The 16,494-nt window shown below is 60.5% G+C and carries 15 protein-coding genes; 7 read left to right on the forward strand and 8 right to left on the reverse strand.

What is annotated here, in order from left to right; translation table 11 throughout:
- Positions 1-23: 23 nt before the first annotated feature.
- The gene (locus tag AC3EMP_RS27645; protein WP_023670889.1) at positions 24-236 is read left to right on the forward strand and encodes a DUF768 domain-containing protein; all 213 of its coding nucleotides are present in this window, start codon (positions 24-26) and stop codon (positions 234-236) included.
- Between the two features lie 79 nt (positions 237-315).
- Here the strand turns inward: AC3EMP_RS27645 and AC3EMP_RS27650 are convergent, their stop codons facing one another.
- On the reverse strand, positions 316-1,041 hold the full coding sequence (locus tag AC3EMP_RS27650; protein WP_023670888.1) for an AAA family ATPase: 726 nt from the start codon (positions 1,039-1,041) through the stop codon (positions 316-318).
- Between the two features lie 342 nt (positions 1,042-1,383).
- Here AC3EMP_RS27650 and AC3EMP_RS27655 point away from each other — a divergent pair, with 342 nt between their 5' ends.
- From AC3EMP_RS27655 to AC3EMP_RS27675, 5 genes are read left to right on the forward strand one after another with little or no spacing between them, the layout of a single operon-like run.
- Positions 1,384-4,134, forward strand: a complete 2,751-nt coding sequence (locus AC3EMP_RS27655) for an AMP-binding protein (RefSeq protein ID WP_031215078.1) — start codon at positions 1,384-1,386, stop codon at positions 4,132-4,134.
- Positions 4,131-5,111: an NAD(+) synthase gene (nadE, locus tag AC3EMP_RS27660; RefSeq protein WP_280790677.1), complete on the forward strand. Its 981-nt coding sequence runs from the start codon at positions 4,131-4,133 to the stop codon at positions 5,109-5,111. Before AC3EMP_RS27655 ends, nadE begins: the two co-directional genes overlap by 4 nt.
- Before the next feature lie 6 nt (positions 5,112-5,117).
- Entirely contained in the window at positions 5,118-7,145 is a 2,028-nt protein-coding gene (gene asnB, locus AC3EMP_RS27665) for an asparagine synthase (glutamine-hydrolyzing) (protein ID WP_023733262.1), read from the forward strand.
- On the forward strand, positions 7,135-8,691 hold the full coding sequence (locus tag AC3EMP_RS27670; RefSeq protein WP_023753026.1) for a class I adenylate-forming enzyme family protein: 1,557 nt from the start codon (positions 7,135-7,137) through the stop codon (positions 8,689-8,691). Before asnB ends, AC3EMP_RS27670 begins: the two co-directional genes overlap by 11 nt.
- A 55-nt stretch (positions 8,692-8,746) precedes the next feature.
- Entirely contained in the window at positions 8,747-9,013 is a 267-nt protein-coding gene (locus AC3EMP_RS27675; RefSeq protein ID WP_023670883.1) for an acyl carrier protein, read from the forward strand.
- A 54-nt stretch (positions 9,014-9,067) separates the two neighbouring features.
- Here AC3EMP_RS27675 and AC3EMP_RS27680 read toward each other — a convergent pair whose 3' ends face one another.
- The gene (locus tag AC3EMP_RS27680) at positions 9,068-9,760 is read right to left on the reverse strand and encodes a N5-glutamine methyltransferase family protein (protein WP_023681023.1); all 693 of its coding nucleotides are present in this window, start codon (positions 9,758-9,760) and stop codon (positions 9,068-9,070) included.
- A gap of 422 nt (positions 9,761-10,182) precedes the next feature.
- On the opposite strand from AC3EMP_RS27680, the gene AC3EMP_RS27685 reads away from it, so the two are divergent.
- Positions 10,183-10,620 carry a response regulator gene (locus AC3EMP_RS27685; protein WP_352842968.1) on the forward strand — a complete coding sequence of 146 codons (438 nt, stop codon included), beginning with the start codon at positions 10,183-10,185 and terminating at the stop codon, positions 10,618-10,620.
- 749 nt (positions 10,621-11,369) lie between these two features.
- Here AC3EMP_RS27685 and AC3EMP_RS27690 read toward each other — a convergent pair.
- The 6 genes from AC3EMP_RS27690 to AC3EMP_RS27715 all read right to left on the reverse strand — a co-directional run bounded on the left by AC3EMP_RS27690 (position 11,370) and on the right by AC3EMP_RS27715 (position 16,492).
- Positions 11,370-11,555 (reverse strand): hypothetical protein, encoded by a 186-nt coding sequence (locus tag AC3EMP_RS27690; RefSeq protein WP_023681021.1) that lies wholly within the window; start codon positions 11,553-11,555, stop codon positions 11,370-11,372.
- A gap of 638 nt (positions 11,556-12,193) precedes the next feature.
- Positions 12,194-12,385: a hypothetical protein gene (locus tag AC3EMP_RS27695; protein WP_023670878.1), complete on the reverse strand. Its 192-nt coding sequence runs from the start codon at positions 12,383-12,385 to the stop codon at positions 12,194-12,196.
- Between the two features lie 407 nt (positions 12,386-12,792).
- Positions 12,793-13,431, reverse strand: coding sequence for an NAD(P)H-dependent oxidoreductase (locus tag AC3EMP_RS27700; protein ID WP_023670877.1), 639 nt, complete (start codon positions 13,429-13,431; stop codon positions 12,793-12,795).
- Between the two features lie 61 nt (positions 13,432-13,492).
- Positions 13,493-14,548, reverse strand: coding sequence for an aldo/keto reductase (locus AC3EMP_RS27705; protein ID WP_023670876.1), 1,056 nt, complete (start codon positions 14,546-14,548; stop codon positions 13,493-13,495).
- Between the two features lie 20 nt (positions 14,549-14,568).
- Positions 14,569-15,516: an ABC transporter ATP-binding protein gene (locus AC3EMP_RS27710; RefSeq protein WP_352712164.1), complete on the reverse strand. Its 948-nt coding sequence runs from the start codon at positions 15,514-15,516 to the stop codon at positions 14,569-14,571.
- Positions 15,494-16,492 (reverse strand): ABC transporter ATP-binding protein, encoded by a 999-nt coding sequence (locus AC3EMP_RS27715; RefSeq protein WP_023670874.1) that lies wholly within the window; start codon positions 16,490-16,492, stop codon positions 15,494-15,496. Before AC3EMP_RS27715 ends, AC3EMP_RS27710 begins: the two co-directional genes overlap by 23 nt.
- Positions 16,493-16,494: the final 2 nt, after the last annotated feature.

A 16,494-nucleotide genomic window follows, 5' to 3' on the forward strand; every position in this document is an offset into this window, starting at 1 on the left:
GCCCCGCCGAGCTTGTACTTGGTATGAGCGCGCGCGGCATCGAATTCCTGCAGAAATGGGTAGAGGATAAGATCCCACTCTACACCAAGGCCGATCCGGCTCTTGCGGCGAAACTTGCGGACCAAGCAACGGCGGATGCCATCAGAGCGGGAATCCGCCCCGAGGAAATCTCTGAGGAAGTCGGAAGCATGTTGACGACCATGCTCGAAGTGCTCGATCAGCACGATTCGACATGATTGCGCGCTTGGCGGCAGATGCTGCCCGGCTTGGCGCCAAATGCATAAATGTGTCATGGATCATAGGTCATGGGCCAGCCTAGGCAGCATGACCAACATGCTCTCCCAGAACGCGCGCGACGACCCCGTCCACGTCGTGAGGTTCAGCACCATTGACTTGTATCAACGGCCATCGGTCCTGGCGCAGGCACTCGCCGACCTCTCTTGAGATTTCGGCCTGCCTTAATCCTTTGTCCACGCCAAGTTCGAACAGCATAACCTCGAGGAGCGGTTGCTGCGCATGCCTATCCACAAGACGGCGGCGTAACGTTTCCTGGGGCGCGTCGAGTTGCACAACGAGATCCGGCCGCGGCAGGAACGCCAGGCACTCGCGGACCGCGTCGAGGCTTGGAGTTCTAGCCAGCACACCCAGCGCACACAAAGCCTGAATCATGCCCTCTTCGAAGATGAAGCAACCGGGCGACTCCCGCGCTTGGCGCCAGGACTGGCACAGTTGGGCGATGTCGACCTTCATTCGCCATGACCACACGCGGCTTCGAAGAGGGATCGATGCCAGAAGCCGGGCCGCGACACTGTCCTTTGGCAAGGTCGACAGCAAGATAGGACCGGATGTGGCAATCTTTTTGCCAATTCTTCCTATGCCATGGCGGATTTCCGGAGCGTCATCCTGAGCCGATCCAGGTTCAATCAGGCGATACCCATTTACTGTCTTCACATTGATGCCGTGTCTCGCCAGCCCTTGGCAGAGGCCGCGAAGCAGCGTGGTTTTACCCGCGCCAGGCGGCCCAAACAACTCGATGATCATATGCTCAAGCGTCTCCGAACGAGCAGTCATTCCCCTACGGATCAAGCTTAGCCGGATTTCAGATCACACCAACGTTCATTTGAATGATTGTTCCAGTCAGTGAATCTGGGCACCGAGCCCGGATTCTAGCGGAGATGCCGATCGCTCCGTTCGCCTGGGCAAGCCGTCTTGCGCTCGACGGAGCTTGCAAGGAAAAACGACCGGTGCTGGACACAGATGGCAAAACTTCTGACAGGACGCTCGGGAAGCGCTGGCTAGGCAAGATCGAGGCATCATCCGAATGATTGATGAAAAGATCTCCGCGGCGAGCGATGTTCGACCGTCAGCTTGGCGGGGCCCTGAATGTCCTCAGTGTGTTTGCATTCGGAAGTGGCAAATCAAAACCTACAGGTGGATCTGCGACCCACCCGAAAGTGGTCAGTCGTTCCCGAATATGATCTTGACCAAGGGGGGCCAGTCTGGCGCCGTTACCGACAGATGGGTGCCAAATTTGCGGACACTCCAATCTTCGACCACCTTGGAGATGTCGCCAGGCGGTATCCTGACAAGCTCGCAATCAGCGACGGCGCGAACCGCCTGACTTTTTCTGAGCTTTTCCGGGCGGTCGAGACGCTGGCAACTCATATCGCTGCCGTCGTCCCCGAAGGGCAGGCCATCGGCATCCTGCAAGCAAACTCCGCTTGGTATCCTGTGGCGATGTTGGCGACCATGGCGGCGGGACGGCCTTCGGTCCCGCTCAACACAAGAGATCCCGCCTCTCGCATTTTCGATATAGTCAGTGCCGCGGGGCTCGGCGCGATTATAGGCGCCGAAAATGTTCGCCCGGTCGAATTGGCCCAAGAGATCGTCTGGATCGAAATTGCGGCCGCCGTGGCGTCCAACGATCAACACCCAGAACAGCAGCATAAGCCCCCTATGGTTTCGGTCGATGCGCCCGCATTGGTGCTTTACACTTCGGGCAGCACCGGGCGCCCCAAGGGAATCGTCAACAGCCAACGCAGCCTGCTATGGCGGGTCCGGCAATATGTCGATGCGTGCCATATCAGCGCGGATGACGTTTTCCTGCCGCTGACCGGGCCAGCCACGATCGCCGGTTGCCGGGAGATCTTTGCGGCGCTGCTGACGGGCGCCACGTTGCATCTTCTCGAGGTGGAGGCTGTCGGCCTGCGCGCTACGCGCGCTCGATTGCAGTCCGAAGGTGTGACGATCGCCTATCTTGTGCCGGCACTGCTTCGAGCCCTCCTGGCTGAGGCGCCCGCCGACGCTTCCTGGCCGCTCAGAGTGGCCCGGATCGGTGGGGAGAAAGTGTCATGGATGGACATCGCTTTGCTGCGCAAAGCCGTTTCGGACCAGTGTCTGATCCAGATCGGCTACTCATCGACTGAAACCATCGGTTCGCAATGGTTCTTGCCGCCTGACTGGCCCGAGCAAGACGCGTCGGTTCCCGTCGGCAGGCTGCTCCCTGGTATGACATTCGCTATCGTCGACGAAGCGGAGCGCAATGTAGGGCCAGGCGAAAGTGGAGAGCTTCTGATCAAAAGCCGCTATGTCCTGCTTGGTCATTGGGAGAACGGTGTGGTCGTTCCCGCGCAGCCGGACCCCGACGATCCCGAGGCTCGGCTTTTTTCGACCGGGGACCTCGTTCGGCTCGACGATGATGGCATCTTGAGGATCGTCGGCCGCAAAGGGCGCCAGATCAAGATCAATGGTCGACGCATCGAGCCCGCCGAACTCGAACGGGTCTTGCGTTGCGCGCCTTCGGTGGCGGATGCCGTGGTGATGGTAACGGCCGCGCAGGAACTCATCGCCTTCGCGGTTCCCCAGCGCTTCGCAGGCGGCGCTTTTGCAGACGACCTTCGCCAGCTCCTCAGAATGACCTTGCCGGCACCATTGCGTCCCTTGCGATTGCACCCCGTTGACGCAATCCCACGCCTGTCGGGAGGTAAGGTCGATTTGGCAACACTGGCCGAGATAGATCGTTCGCACGGAAGGAGGGCGCGAGTCGCCCGGTCGTCCACTCTCGATGCTCCGCCCGCCGGAGGAGCAAAGGACACACGTCAAATAGTGCAGCACGCGTGGACGCAGGTTCTCAACACAGGCACTGCCACGGGAAACTGGGATGATGCTGGAGGAGATTCGCTGCAGCTGCTGCACTGCGTGATGGCGATCGAAAACGCCATCGGGCAAGAGCTGGGCCTCGAAGCATTCACCGTCGGCATGAGCTTGGACGAGATGGTTGAGGCGGTCGTCTCTGCACGGTCGGGCGAAGGGCGCGAAAAGAAGCACCACCCCCCGGTTCTTTTCCTGTTTCCAGGGTCCGTTGGCTATGGTCCGAGCCTGGCTGCGTTCGCAGCCGCCATAGGGAAAGTCGCCCGTGTAAACCCGATCCGATATCCGAGCCTTGCGGCGATACTGGACGGACACAACACCCTCAGCGCCATGGCTGGCGCCGCACTCGAGCAGATAAGCCGCATCCAACCTGCGGGCCCCGTGCGACTTCTCGGCCATTCTCTGGGTGGCGCGGTTGCATTCGAGGTTGCCGCACGGCTCATGAAGGCCGGGCGAACGGTGCGGTTCCTGGGCATCCTCGACACGAGCCTTCTGGACGAGCCGAGCAACCGTTGGGAGACACTTACCCGTACGTTCTATCGTATTCGCACCAACCGCATATCCGCGCATCGGATGGCTTGCAGAGCCCTTGCGAAGATCACCGTCGCCGTGGGCGGCGAAGCGCGTCTGGCCAGGATTCTGGACAGATTTGCCAATGGAGAGTTCAACCCGACGATCTTCAGGACCAAACTGGAACTGCAGGAGGTTTTAAGGGCGAAGTCATTCTTCCAATGGCTTGAGGCACCGAAACCGGCTCTGCCCCTCTCCGGTACCTTGTTCCGATGTCGCAGGGAGGGAATGCCGCGGGCCTTGGGCTGGGACAGCGTCTTGGCACACCTGGACGTCATTTCGATCACGGGCAGCCACATCGACCTTGTCGTCGAACCAAACCTTGCCACCAACCGTCCGCTTATCGAGACGGCCATCGTGCAGACCTATTCCCCCGCCGAATCTCGCAAAAGGGAGGACTTGTCATCGACATAATTCCGGAATTCAGCAAGGACATGCTGACGCTCGATGCCCGCGCGGAGGTCGATCGCATCGTTGACACCTTGCGCACTCAGGTTCTCGGCACCCTGCATCGTCGCGGCGTGGTTGTCGGTCTTTCCGGCGGTATCGACAGCTCCGTCGTCGCGACCTTGTGCATGCGCGCGTTCGGGAAAGACAAGGTCCTGGGACTGTTCATGCCGGAGCGGGATTCTTCCGGCGACTCCCTGAGACTTGGCCGCCGCGTCGCGGCACAGCTTGGCATTGAAAGCGTCCTTGAGGACATAGCACCGGCACTGGAGGCCATTGGGGCCTACCGCCGGCAGATCGATGCGATCCAGACCGTCGTTCCCGACTATGGGGAAGGGTGGAAATGCAAGCTGGTGATCGCGTCGGTTCTGGAGAGCAGCGGGCTCAATATAACCCGCCTCACGGTCCAGGATCCGCAGGGTAAAGTAGATACCGTGCGTCTGCCGCCAGCTGCCTATCTGCAGATCGTTGCTGCGACAAACTACAAGCAGCGCCTGCGCAAGATGACGGAATACTATCACGCCGACCGCCTCAAATACGCGGTTGTCGGCACTCCAAATCGCCTCGAGTACGACCAGGGCTTTTTCGTCAAGCAGGGCGACGGAGCCGCCGACGTGATGCCGATCGTTCACCTTTACAAAACCCAGGTTTATCAACTCGCGGAATATCTCGAGGTGGATGATGAAATCCGGCAGCGGCCACCGACCACCGACACCTTTTCCATGACCCAAAGCCAGGAAGAATTCTATTTCGCGCTGCCCTATCACCTGATGGATCTATGCCTCTACGGCCTGAACCACGGGGTCGCCAGCAATGAGCTCGCGGCGGTTGCTGGCCTCACCGAGCCCCAGCTTCAGAAAGTGTTCAAGGACATCGAAGCGAAACGAAGGGCGGCCCACTATCTTCACGCGCGGCCTTTGCTGTCCGCGGAAGGCGGAGATTGACCGAGCATGTGCGGCATCGCTGGAATCGTGGCGCTGAATGCCACAGCGGCTTCTCCTTCGCGGCAGGCGCTGATGCAGATGATGGGCGCGCTGGCGCATCGCGGCCCCGACGGGCGCGGTCTCTACCGGGACAGACGCGCGGGGCTGGCGCATGTGCGCCTGTCCATCGTCGATCTTTCCAGTGGCCAGCAACCGATGGCGGACACAGGCGATACGACGTGGATCGTGTTCAACGGCGAGATATTCAACTACGTCGAATTGCGTGAAAAACTCACGGCGCTCGGCCACCGCTTCCGAACCCGCAGCGACACGGAGGTCGCGCTACACGCCTATCGTGAGTGGGGAGCAACGGCCTTCGAGCGGATGAACGGCCAATGGGCAATTGCGATCTGGGATTCAGTGGCCAATCGTCTTATATTGTCGCGCGACCGCTTCGGCATTTGCCCGCTGTATTTCAGCGAGCATGCGCACCGGCTTTATTTCGCCAGCGAAGTGAAAGCCATTTTCGCGGCCGATCGAACCATACCTCGCGCCCTTGATCCAGCCGGCATCGATCAGACGTTCACGCTCTGGACGGTCGTTCCGCCGCAAGGAGTTTTCCACGGAATCAACGAACTCGAGCCGGGTCGTGTCCGCATCTATCAGGATGGCACCGTTCGTGAGCGGATTTTTTGGCAGCCTTCCTATCCCGACAATTTCGGATCGCGGCAGGGCGAGTTCCCCGGGTCCTCCAACGACGCGGTGGACCGCGTGTCTAGCGCTCTTGAGGCCGCGACGGCGCTCAGAATGGTGCGCGCCGACGTGCCTGTCGGGTGCTACCTCTCCGGAGGGCTGGACAGTTCGCTTGTGGCCGCGCTCGCGAGGCGCTTCGCGGGCGATCGCTTCCAAACCTTCTCCTTGCGTTTTGCCGACGCCGAATATGACGAGACCCGCTTCCAGCGAATGGTTGCCGAGGCGACCGGCAGTGAGCACCATGAAGTGGTCGTTTCGCGCAGAGATATAGCCGGAATCTTTCCGGAGGTAATCCGACACACCGAACGCCCGATACTGAGGACTGCCCCGGCGCCACTCTTCCTGCTCTCGCGCCTAGTGCGCGAGCGTGGAATCAAGGTCGTGCTGACCGGCGAAGGCGCTGACGAAATGTTCGCCGGCTACGACCTGTTCCGCGAAGGCAAGGTCCGCCGCTTCTGGGGGCGCCACCCGACTTCGACACGACGCTCTCGGCTCCTGGAACGCCTTTACCCCTATCTCACCCGCTCGCCGGTGCAACAGCAGGCGATGGCGCGTCAGTTCTTCGGGCGAAATATTCAGGCTTACGACGCGCCGGGCTTTGCTCATGAAACCCGCTGGCAAACCACCAGGGCCATCAAGCGCTTGTTTACGGCCGATATGCGGGCTCGAACGCAGGGCCGCGACGCCGTGTCCGAGTTGCTCGCCCGTCTGCCCGCGCAGTTTGCCCGTTGGAGTCCCCTTGCGCAGGACCAGTATCTCGAGGTGCAAACACTGATGTCGGGCTATCTGCTCTCCTCGCAAGGCGACAGGATGCTGATGGCTCACTCCGTCGAGGGGCGCTTCCCGTTCCTGGACGATGAACTTGTGAGGCTCGCGAATTCGCTGCCGCCCTCCTTCAAACTCCGCGGCCTCGACGAAAAGCACGTGCTGAAGCGCATGGCGGCACCCATCCTGCCCTCCGAGATCGTAGCCCGCAAGAAGCAGCCCTTCCGCGCGCCCAACGCGCTTTGCTTCGTCGGCGCAGACGCTCCGGATTACGCTCGCGAGGCGGTTTCGCAGAAGGCCCTGCGCGAGGCGAATGTCTTCGATCCAAAGGGGGTCACGCACCTGCTTGCCAAATGCCAGGCCAGAACTGGCGATGGCGACCTGTCCAATGCCGACAACATGGCGCTGGTCGGCGTGTTGTCGACCCAACTTCTTCATCAGCAGTTCGTCGCGGGTTGTCCCAGTGCAACGCTCGAATGCACGCTCAGCGTCGACGTCGACTGCGAACATCGGGAAGAGCGCCTGTATGTTGCATGATGCCGTACCATTGCTGCATGACTACCTCGCCCATTCCGCCGTCCGACACGGAAGTAAGGTGGCGCTGGTGTGCAACAGGCAGCGTGTCACCTACCTCGAACTCGAAACGCGAGCCAACGCGATCGCCTGGGACCTGTCCGCATCCGGAGTCGTTCGCGGTGATCGCGTGATGATCTTCGCCGACAACACCGTCGAGACGGTGGTTAGCTTCTGGGCGGTGCTAAAGGCGAATGCGGTGGTGTGCATCGTCAACCCGCTCACCAAGAGCGACAAGCTCGATTATCTGCTCAACGACTGCCGGCCGACGGCGCTCATCACGGACGGCCATCTGCAAGCGATCTTCCGCGAGCCGGCGCGCGGCTGCCCGTCACTTCTGCGGGTGATCGTATCGGGACCGATCGACGACGTCGAACTCGCCCAGCTGCCGTTTGCCGTGCGCTGGGACGCCGCCCTCGCCAATGGCGCGGATACGCCGCCGGCACGGCAGTGCATCGATGTTGATCTGGCAGCCATCATCTACACGTCCGGGTCGACGGGCGAACCCAAGGGCGTGATGCTGACGCACAGAAACATGATGGCCGCGTGCGCGTCTGTCGCTTCCTACCTGGCGATTGCCGAGGACGAGGTGATCCTCAATGTCCTACCCCTCGCCTTCGATTATGGACTGTACCAGATGATCATGGCTTTTCGTACCGGCGCCCGGCTGGTGCTCGAACGCTCGTTCGCTTTCCCGGCACAGATCCTCGGGTTGATCAGGCAGGAGGGAGTTACGGGCTTTCCCGGCGTGCCCACAATCTTTGCCGCACTCTCCGAACTCAGGTCCCTCAAAGACCAGGATTTCTCGAGCATCCGCTACGTCACAAACACTGCGGCAGCCCTACCCCTCAAGCATATTTTCATGCTTCGCGAGCTGTTTTCGAGTGCACGCATCTATTCGATGTACGGTCTCACCGAATGCAAACGTTGCACCTATTTGCCGCCAGAGGACCTCGAGCGAAAGCCATTGAGCGTAGGGATCGCAATCCCGAATACGGAGATGTGGATCGTTGACGAGCATGACAGGCGGATAGGCCCAGGCGTTGTCGGCCAACTCGTCATTCGCGGCGCAACGGTGATGAACGGGTATTGGGGCAAGCCCGAGGCAACGGCCAGGAAACTCAAACCCGGCCCGCTGCCCGGCGAGCAGGTCCTATACACCGGCGACTACTGCCGGATGGATACGGAGGGTTACCTCTACTTCGTTGGCCGTGGGGATGAGATCATAAAGTCGCGAGGCGAGAAGGTGGCGCCAAGGGAAGTGGAAAATGTACTGATGGACATTCCAGGAGTCCGAGAAGCGGCTGTCATAGGTGTTCCCGACGAGCTCCTCGGGCAAGCGGTGAAAGCTTTTGTGGTGATGGAGCATGGAAGAGCCATTGGCGAAAGGGAACTGCAGAAGGAGTGCCAGAAGCGTCTGGAAAACTTCATGGTCCCGAAATCCATCGTCGTTGTGGCGAACCTGCCGATGACGGACACGGGAAAACTCAAGAAAACGGCGCTGTCATGATACGGGGCCAGAACCAAGTCGCTGATTTAATGGTGACGCCACGGAGGACGAATTCATGTTGACCATCAAGGAACGCACCGGAATCTACAGCGAGCAAATTCGTAGTTTCTTGGTTTCGAATTTCTACGTCAGCGACGTCAAGGCATTGCTGGATGACGCATCCTTGCTCGATCAAGGCATTGTCGACTCGACGGGTGTGCTTGAGATTATCGGCTTCATCGAGGAGACCTTTGGCATTACCGTCGAGGACAGCGAACTTCTGCCTGAAAACCTCGATTCCATCCAGGGGATCGAGCAATACATCATCCGCAAAATGAACTGATGGGTGAGCGTAACGCCCAGAGCAGCCCCGTATTTGGTCTGACTGTCGCAGGATTCATGCCTGCGTCTTGACTTGCCCCAGAACCACCCGGCCCTCGCCTGCTTCGTTCGAGACCGAACGGATGTTCTCGAATGCCTTGCTGCGTTCCAGCAGACCCGCTACCTGTCGGTCTTGGCCAAGCCCGACCTCGAAGAGCAGGATGCCGCCACGCCGCAGGTATCGCGGTGCGTCTTTCAGTACGCGCATATGAATGCTCAGGCCGTAAGGGCCGGCTGCGAACGCCTCGCGCGGCTCAAGCTCGATCAGATGGGCGCGGTCGCCCTCGAGCCGCTTTTCAGAAATGTAAGGCGGATTGCAGACGATTACGTCGATAGTTCCGTCTAACCCAAGGCCGATGAGAGAGTCGAACAAGTCGCCCTGAAGCACCGAAAGACGCTCAGCCATGCCGTGATGTGAGGTGTTGCGGCGTGCCGTTTCGACGCATTCATCGGTGAGATCGCTTGCCCAGACAAGGGCGCTGGGCACATGGTAGGCGATCGCGCACGCCAGATTCCCAGTGCCGCAGCACATATCAACTATGCGCGGAGCCGGCAGGTTCATCTGATGCAACACACCAAGCGCGGTCTTGCCGAGCAACTCGGTCTCAGGTCTGGGGACGAGCGCACCGGGCGAAACCAGCAGTTCAAGTCCCATGAAGATGGCGCGGCCGGCGCCATAGGCATCAGCTACACTGAACTCTTTGCTCATGGCCGACCCCATCGCTTGATCTCCCCAGTATAGATCTGCGGCGCTCATGCGCCAGCCAAACCTGCTCCGAAATCATGAATTCTCAAGCCTTTCCTTCGAAAAACTGCAGGCACAAACTCGGTGCATCGCACTTCTGACGCTCATTGACCGACCGCAATCTCAGGTTGCCCAAGATGGAGAGAGAGAGAGGTGCTAATCATGCTTGAAGAGCCAATGGCGTGGTACGGAGGCTTTTAGATTTTGCGGATGGTGGAGAGGGGTAAGCGCCTATCCAACTCTGATGGAGCGGAGGCGCGGACCGCAGCTCCATTGACGCGCTAATCTTCGGCTCCGGTAATTCAGCAAGTGGTCGGTGGAAGCGCCTCCGCTCCAGCATCAGCCTCACCTTGCTGCATGGAGAGGTTACCTATAGGTTTGCGGACATGTCGAAACAACTGTCCGAAGGTCTCGGATCGACATCTCATTTCGGTCAATCGCAGAGAGGGGCCGTGAGCGAAAGCGTGAGTGTTCTGATTGTTGAGGATCAATGGCTAGTCGCGCAGGACACTGCCGCGCGGCTGCGTCGCGCCGGTTATCAGGTGGTCGGACCTGTGCCGTCGGTATCCGCCGCTCTGCGTCTTGTCGAATCGGACAAGATTGACGTGGCGTTGCTAGACATCCAGCTGAACGGTGAAACGGGTCTGCCGGTGGCGAGGATATTGCAGGCGCGAGGCATCCCCTTTGCCTTCTTGTCGGGATTTGGCCCCGCCGACGTTCCCGCGGCTTTCCGCGACTGCAGATTCCTGCCGAAGCCGGCAACCGATGCTGTCATCCTTGCTGCTGTCAGCGAGTTGGCGTCCCTGCGCACAGCTTCGCGCTGACATTCGCTCCGCCGCATTATTACCGGAGTTGCGCCCTGGCGACCTGGTAGGCCGGACGAGGTCAGTCTCACAAAGGGCAACATTGGCGCTTTGGCCATGAGGACGGCGGACTACGACCGGCGAGGACGGAAATTCAGCGTTCAAAAAGCATCCGCCGGGGTTCCACTTCTCGGCCTGTTGGCGGCGATTTGGACTTAGGTCCGATCCCGGTCGCCAGAGGTCGGATTGCGGAACATCTGCCAAGGACCCACGTTCGGGGTTTGAGCACGGAGGTGCCGGCCGATCTCGAAGCGCAAGTTTCACGGGCAACTGTTGGGGAGTGTCGTAGTGCCGATTTCAAACGATATGGGGGACGAGTACCTGGAACTGGAATGTCCAAACTGTTCTCATGTCATCATAAAAAAGGGATCGTGGTTGAAGGTGATATCCAACTTCAACTGCACCCAATGCCATGCAAAAATCAGAATTGGTTATATGACCAAGCTCGCGCTTTTCGAGAAAAAAAGGCAAAGCATGAACCCGGCTGCGCAGTGAGAAGTCCTAGCGGCCCGACAGTCGTTTGGGGTGGTGCGTTGAACCGTCGGGCCTGACCGGCCCGATGGCGGGGGAGCCAGGCCGGCTGGGTGAATCGTATACATTAGATCGTGCTTATCAAGCCCAAATACGCGGCGCGACATCGCCTGGTGACGCAACGGTGAACCCCGCGCCCGTATACGCGCTAGCAGGAACGTCGGCGGTCAACATGCCGCTCATTCGTAGAGAGTGCGAACAGCTTCATCAAACAACTCCACCTCGGCTTCAACCTTTTCAGCCGCTTTATCGACCTTGTCGAAACGCTTCAGCATTCGATTGTGGAGCATGGACAAGCGTGCCGCATGGTAGACCACGCTGCGCTTGTAACCTTCAGAGTCGAGTGGTTCGAACAACATTGTCATGGCAGAAATCCTCAATGTTTTTCGTCCTGCAATCCTTCCCTAGTAAACCGCCAGTTAACTCTTTCGTTCCGCTGGTGATGCGAAGGCGCCCGAATGAATAACTCGTTGCGCTGTCTCCAGACTGCACGAGCGTGCTTCGTCTGTCTGAGGTTGGGCCCCAAGGCTTGCGCTTGCCTCGCCTGTTCGGCTCATGCTGCGTCAGTCACGACATCGACGGCCAGCTTCAGTTCAAGCGCTTTGGGCGTGAGTTGAATACCGGCGCTGCCAAAAATTGCCGAATGATCATCCTGCTGTGGTGGGACCGCCGAACCCGTCAGGAGCGACGAACCGAGCCGGCTTGGATAGTCGCCCCGCCGCAAGGACGCGAGCGATCGAAGATCACGTCGGCAGGTGCTCTGCCCTCTCTAGGAAGCCGGCGCCGCGCGCACTTACTGAAAAAACCCAAACAGAATAAGAGCGAGAAAGGCAAACAGCAGCGCTGCAGCCGCTAGCAACACACCTTTGTTGGAGCCGCGCCGAGGTTGAGGGTCAGGCACGAGTTTTTTCCGGTTTGGGAGTTCATTCACTGGACATTAATTTGCGGCTGCAAATTAGGTTCCGCTCATGCTTGAATGCCTACAATGCCGCCCCACAGCGCCCTACAGGCGCACGACCTTCGCTAGCCCTAGGCGTATCCGCTGGCCTTCTGCAAAGGACAACGCGAACGATTCCTGATTGAATGACCTGGCAATTTCCTGATCTTTCTCAACCACGCGGACGAACCATTCGCCGCAGGTTTCTGTCACTTCGACGCAAGGCACGGCCTTGCGGAATGGAACCACGTTATCCATCACAGCCGACCTACGAGCAATGGCAACATCGGTCTTGTAAGGCCACCGAATTCGGGATTTCAATAAAAAAGTCGATACGGAGCAGGAGCGGCTCGCCGTGGAGGGCATGGCGAAGCTTCTGAAGCGGTTTGTCTGACCGACTGTCTAACCAGGTTGTCTACCCTCGACGCAAAGCCTTGTTCATCAAGGCGACTGGTAGGCCCGGAGGGCGAACGAAAATCGTCGATTTTGTTGGGTTTTTCGCGGGCAAAAATCAGAAATCTTCCCGCATCGTTCCGTATGGTTCCGAGGACGGCCAAAGCACCGAACGCTCGGTGTTTGGCCTTCAGATGGAGCACGAATAGCGAAACTTCCAGGCAGCCATCACCCTACTACACTAAAAGATGTTCACGACCTTCCCGAACCCCTTAGTTCCGTTTGCCGAGGCAGCCGGCACCTGGCCGAGCCCGATACCCGTCAGCCTGAAGCCAGCCTGACCGGTTGGCTCTTCGGCTGCCGCGCTGAAAGCAACGTCGCGAACTGGTCCACGGCCTGTGCGGCCAGCCCAGGCCCGTTGGATCCAAAAGCTTGCCGTCGGCAAAATCGCTGTCGCTGCCATAGACGACGCTCGGCACCCTCAGCGCCGAATAGAAGCCGAACGGCGGGCGAAGCTGGTGTTCGACCACCAGCGCGTGGCGCTGGCCGCCTCCCGTCGCGCCGATCAGGACTGGGCGATCGACGAGTGCCAGCGGATCGATGAGGTCGAACAGGCCAGCATAGGAACCATTATAGACCGGCGTCGTCACGATCAGCGCGTCGGCTTGTTCGACCGCGGCCACCACATCCAGCGCCTCCGGCGTCGATTCCTTACGCGTGAACGCAGCACCCAGACCGCGGCCGGCATCGACGAGATCGAGGAAATTCACTGTGACCGACAGTTTTTCGCGCAGTGCCTCACCCAGATGATGCGCCAGCCTCCGTGATTTCGACGGCCTATGGGTGTTGCCTGACAACACGACGATGTTCTGGCGCAGCCGTTCGACATGGAAATTCGTGGTCTCTCTCATCTGTGCGAAATGATTGGAGACTCTGACGGGGCCGCCGGCCCCGCCAGTCCACAGCTGACCGTCAGGCGGCGCGCAGAGGCCGCGTCAGCGGGATCGGTGCGGCCGGCTCGGAACGCGGCACACGGCCTTCGACCGGATGGCTCGGATCGTTGAACCCATGCGTCGAGGCATGGCCGGCGGTGACGAGGCGGTCGACAAAGGCCTCGTCCTCGGCGGTCAGCCTGAAGTCCAGCGCCTTGGCGTAGCTGTCCCACTGTTCCTCAGTGCGCGGACCGGCGATCGCCGCCGTGATCAGCCGGTTGTTGAGCACCCAGGCCAGCGCGAAATCGGCGGCCGAGACACCGCGCGACTTTGCGTGCGCCGCGATCTGCCTGGCGATCTCGATCGATTCCGGGCGCCACTCGGTCTCGGCGATACGCTTGTCGCCACGCCCGGCCCTAGTGTCGGCGGCTGGCGCCTGGTTGGGCTCGTATTTGCCGGTCAGCACGCCGCGCGCCAGCGGGCTGTAGGAGACGACACCAAGACCAAAATAGGCTGCCGCCGGCAGTTGCTCGGCCTCGGCGGTGCGGTTGACGATGTTGTAGAGCGGCTGGCTGGCCACCGGCCGGTCGATGCCGAGTTCATCGGCGAGATGCGCGACTTCGGCGATGCGCCAGCCACGGAAGTTCGACACGCCGAAATAGCGCAGCTTGCCCTGGCGGATCAGGTCGGCGATGGCCCGCACCGGCTCCTCCAGCGGCGCATCGAAGACGGCGCGGTGGAAATAGAACAGGTCGATGTAGTCTGTTCCCAGGCGCCTCAGACTGTTCTCGACGGTCTGGATCACCCATTTGCGTGAATGGCCGCCGAGATTGGGACCCTTGTCATGCGAGTTGACGAATTTGGTCGCCACCACCCAATGATCGCGCGTCGCCTTGATGCCGCGGCCAACAACTTCCTCGGACTTGCCATTGTGGTAGACGTCGGCGGTGTCAATGAAATTGACGCCTTGCTCGCGCGCCTTGTCGATGATGCGGTGCGCGACCGTCTCCTCGGTCGGCCCGCCGAACATCATGGTGCCAAGGCTGAGCGGGGAAACCTTCAGGGCGCTGCGGCCGAGATAGCGGTAATCGGACATTGTTTTGCTCCGTTGAACTTTCAGTTGAGGGTTGGTTCGGCGTAGTGGCAAGCGACGTGATGCCCCGCCGCGATCGCCCGGAATGCAGGCTCCTGCGAACGGCAGAGATCCGTCGCCAGCGGGCAGCGCGTGTGGAAACGGCAACCGCTGGGGATGTTCTGCGGGCTCGGCAGATCGCCATGGATCGGCGCTGCCTGACGCCGGCGCACCGGGTCCGGCACGGCGTCCATCAGTGCGCGCGTGTAGGGATGTTTTGGCGAGGTCCACAGCGTCGCATTGTCGGCGCTTTCGACGATGCGTCCGAGATACATGACCAGCACCCGGTCAGCGAAATAGCGGACCACCGACAGATCATGCGAGATGAACAGGTAGGACAGGCCGAGCTGCCGTTTCATGTCGACCAGCAGGTTGAGGATCTGGGCCCGGATCGAAAGGTCGAGTGCCGACACCGGCTCGTCGCAGACGACCAGTTCCGGATTGAGGATCAGTGCCCGGGCGATGCCGATGCGCTGGCGCTGACCACCGGAAAATTCATGCGGGTAGCGGCCAAGCGAATCCTTGGGCAGACCGACGCGCTCGATTATATCCTCTACAATCTTGCGCCGCTCGGCCTTGTTGCCGATGCTATGGACTTTCAGCGGCGCGGTCAGGATGTCGCCAATCGTGTGGCGCGGGTTGAGCGACGCGAACGGATCCTGGAAAATCATCTGGATGTTGCGGCGCGCCGCCTTCAGCCGGCGGGCGTCGAGAACGGTGATGTCGGTGCCGTTGAACTCGATCTTGCCGCTGGTCGGATCGACCAGCCGCATGATCGTCTTGCCGAGGCTCGATTTTCCGCAGCCGCTTTCGCCGACGAGGCCAACCGTTTCGCCGCGTCCGACCTCGAGCGAGACGCCGTCGACGGCGCGCAACGCACCACCCTGAGCATGGAAATGCGTGGAGAGGTCAGAGACCGAGAGCAGCGCCATGCGCAACCTCCGGAATGAAGCTGTAGGGGCAGGCGACGAGGCGATCCTCGCTCACCTCGACGAGGTCGGGCACGAAATGGGCGCAGCTATCGCGCGCCACCGCGCAGCGCGGCCGGAACGGGCAGCCTTTCTCGCCAGCGGCCGAGACGATGCTGCCGGGTATCTCCGTCAGCCTGGCGTCGCGGTAGTGCAGATTGGTCTTCAGCCTTGGCGAAGCGGCCAGCAGGCCGCGCGTATAGGGATGGAGCGGGGTTCTGAACAGCGCGCCGGGCAGCGCCTGTTCAACCTTGCGTCCTGCATACATGACGACGACCTTGTCGGCCCACTGCGCGACGACGCCGAGATCGTGGGTGATGAGCACGACAGCCATCGACAGTTCGCGGCGCAGCGTATCGAGCAGGTCGAGCACCTGCGCCTGGATGGTCACATCCAGCGCCGTCGTAGGTTCGTCGGCAATCAGCAGGCGCGGACGGCAGGCAACGGCAATGGCAATCATGACTCGCTGGCGCATGCCACCGGAAAGCTGGTGGGGATAGTCGTCGATGCGCCGCTGCGGATCGGGAATACGCACCAGATTGAGAAGCTCGATGGCACGGTTCCGCGCTGCCTTGCCGCGTATGCCTTCGTGCAGCGTCAGTACCTCGGTGATCTGCCGGCCGATGGTCAGCACCGGGTTGAGCGACGTCATCGGCTCCTGGAAGATCATGGCGATCTCGCGCCCGCGCAGGTTCCGCATCGCCTTCTGGTCGAGACCGAGCAGATCCCTGCCGGCGAACTCGATCCTTCCATTGGGGATCTTCGCCGAGCGCGGCAGAAGCTGCATCAGGGCAAGTGCTGTCAGCGATTTGCCGGAGCCCGATTCGCCGACGATCGCCAGCGTCTCGCCTTCGCCGACCTCGAAACTCAGCCGGCTGACCGGCTCGGTGCTCGGGAAGCGAACCGTCAGATTGTCGACCTTGAGCAAAGCAGCGGCCATCT

The sequence above is a fragment of the Mesorhizobium sp. P160219 genome (assembly GCF_057786095.1).

Coding starts and splice junctions, on each gene's coding strand:
- AC3EMP_RS27645 (WP_023670889.1), top strand. CDS start 24: ATGAGCGCGCGCGGCATCGAATTCCTGCAGAAATGGGTAGAGGATAAG.
- AC3EMP_RS27650 (WP_023670888.1), bottom strand. CDS start 1,041: ATGATCATCGAGTTGTTTGGGCCGCCTGGCGCGGGTAAAACCACGCTG.
- AC3EMP_RS27655 (WP_031215078.1), top strand. CDS start 1,384: ATGTCCTCAGTGTGTTTGCATTCGGAAGTGGCAAATCAAAACCTACAG.
- asnB (WP_023733262.1), top strand. CDS start 5,118: ATGTGCGGCATCGCTGGAATCGTGGCGCTGAATGCCACAGCGGCTTCT.
- AC3EMP_RS27670 (WP_023753026.1), top strand. CDS start 7,135: ATGTTGCATGATGCCGTACCATTGCTGCATGACTACCTCGCCCATTCC.
- AC3EMP_RS27675 (WP_023670883.1), top strand. CDS start 8,747: ATGTTGACCATCAAGGAACGCACCGGAATCTACAGCGAGCAAATTCGT.
- AC3EMP_RS27680 (WP_023681023.1), bottom strand. CDS start 9,760: ATGAGCAAAGAGTTCAGTGTAGCTGATGCCTATGGCGCCGGCCGCGCC.
- AC3EMP_RS27685 (WP_352842968.1), top strand. CDS start 10,183: ATGTCGAAACAACTGTCCGAAGGTCTCGGATCGACATCTCATTTCGGT.
- AC3EMP_RS27690 (WP_023681021.1), bottom strand. CDS start 11,555: ATGACAATGTTGTTCGAACCACTCGACTCTGAAGGTTACAAGCGCAGC.
- AC3EMP_RS27695 (WP_023670878.1), bottom strand. CDS start 12,385: ATGGATAACGTGGTTCCATTCCGCAAGGCCGTGCCTTGCGTCGAAGTG.
- AC3EMP_RS27700 (WP_023670877.1), bottom strand. CDS start 13,431: ATGAGAGAGACCACGAATTTCCATGTCGAACGGCTGCGCCAGAACATC.
- AC3EMP_RS27705 (WP_023670876.1), bottom strand. CDS start 14,548: ATGTCCGATTACCGCTATCTCGGCCGCAGCGCCCTGAAGGTTTCCCCG.
- AC3EMP_RS27710 (WP_352712164.1), bottom strand. CDS start 15,516: ATGGCGCTGCTCTCGGTCTCTGACCTCTCCACGCATTTCCATGCTCAG.
- AC3EMP_RS27715 (WP_023670874.1), bottom strand. CDS start 16,492: ATGGCCGCTGCTTTGCTCAAGGTCGACAATCTGACGGTTCGCTTCCCG.